This window comes from Allomesorhizobium camelthorni, assembly GCF_011045125.1.
Classification (GTDB): domain Bacteria; phylum Pseudomonadota; class Alphaproteobacteria; order Rhizobiales; family Rhizobiaceae; genus Allomesorhizobium; species Allomesorhizobium camelthorni.
On the sequence record NZ_JAAKZF010000250.1, the window covers coordinates 1 to 1,344 of the forward strand.

Here is a 1,344-nt window from a genome sequence, read left to right on the forward strand (position 1 = left end):
AGGAAGTCGCCCATCTCCGGACCCAGAATTCGCTCCATCGGTCGTGTGTCCGGCGCCACCACGTGAACTTCGATGTCACGCGCGCGCAGCGACGCTGCGACTTCGAGCCCGATGAAGCCTGCGCCCAGCACGACCGCCCGGCGCGACGTCTCCGCGCGCTCGATGATCGCCCGGGAGTCGGCGAGCGAGCGCAACGTGAAGACGTGCGTCTGGTCGGCGCCGGGGATAGGCAGGCGGACCGGCTCGGCGCCAGTCGCAAGCAGCAGGCGATCGTACGGGAGCTTGCTCCCGTCGGCGAGCGCAACCTCGCGCGAACTCGCATCAATACCGGTGACGTTTGCGTTCAGACGCAGGTCGATGCGGTTCTTTGAATAGAAGCTGTCCGGACGGAGTGGCACCCAATCCTCAGGCGCTTTGCCGGCCAGGTAGTCCTTGGAAAGATTCGGCCGATCGACGGGCGCGGCGTCGTCATTGCTCAGCATGACGATGCTGCCCTCATATTGCCCGCGCCGCAGTCCCTCGGCCGCAGCAAAGCCGGCGGCGCCGCCGCCGACAATCACGATTCTCTTGGGTGTTTCGCCGGAGGGCTTGCCGACTGCCTTTGGTTTTGGTTGCGCTTGCTTTCCTCGTACGAAGATCTTGCCATCGCGCTGCTCGACCGACCAGCATGCGACAGGGCGCAAAGCCGGGGCGCGCAGGGCTTCCCCCGTCCGCAGGTCGAAGCAGGCGTGATGCCAGGGACAACGGATCGTTTCGTCGACCGCGAGCCCGTCGACGAGCGGACCATGGTAGTGCGTGCAATGAGCCCCGACCGCGAATATCTCGGTCCCGCGCCGCAGCAATAGAACCTCCTCGCCGCCAAAATGGCCGACCAGCTTGCCACCATCGGCAAGCTCGGCGAGCGCGATCCCCCGCACGAGGTCGGGGCCGCTTGGCTGGGCGTGATCCTGAGCCATCGTCGTCTCCCTGCGATCTGGGATCCCATTCGTTCTGCCGGTGACAGTCGCATTGTCCGAAATGGACTATAACACCAACGGTTCCAGGCTGTGACTCGCCGGGTGATTCCTCTGGGGCGCGATCTGTGATTCTTTGGACCGAAGGAGGATTCGGCCATGGGGATCAGCGGTGAAGATACGGACGGACTATTGGGCGATCGAGCTTCGCCGGCTGGCGCGGGTTTCAAAGGACGTGCGGCAGAGCAGTCGGTTGCTTTCGCTGGCGGCAGTGCTCGACCGGATGAGCCGCGCAGACGCGGCCAGGATCGGCGGCATGGACCGCCAGACCTTGCGTGATTTGGTGCATCGCTTCAACGAAGCCGGACCGGACGGTCTTCTCGACAGTTGA

Annotated in this window: 1 protein-coding gene and 1 pseudogene; one reads left to right on the plus strand and one right to left on the minus strand. The window is 64.7% G+C overall.

Features of this window, described 5'->3' with window-relative positions; genetic code table 11:
• A partial coding sequence (locus G6N73_RS35660) for an FAD-dependent oxidoreductase (protein WP_165034541.1) occupies positions 1 to 956 on the minus strand: 956 nt, incomplete at its 3' end.
• Between the two features lie 148 nt (positions 957 to 1,104).
• Between G6N73_RS35660 and G6N73_RS35665 the strand changes: the two are divergent.
• A pseudogene (locus G6N73_RS35665) lies at positions 1,105 to 1,338 on the plus strand (helix-turn-helix domain-containing protein); the annotation flags it as partial.
• Positions 1,339 to 1,344 lie beyond the last annotated feature (6 nt).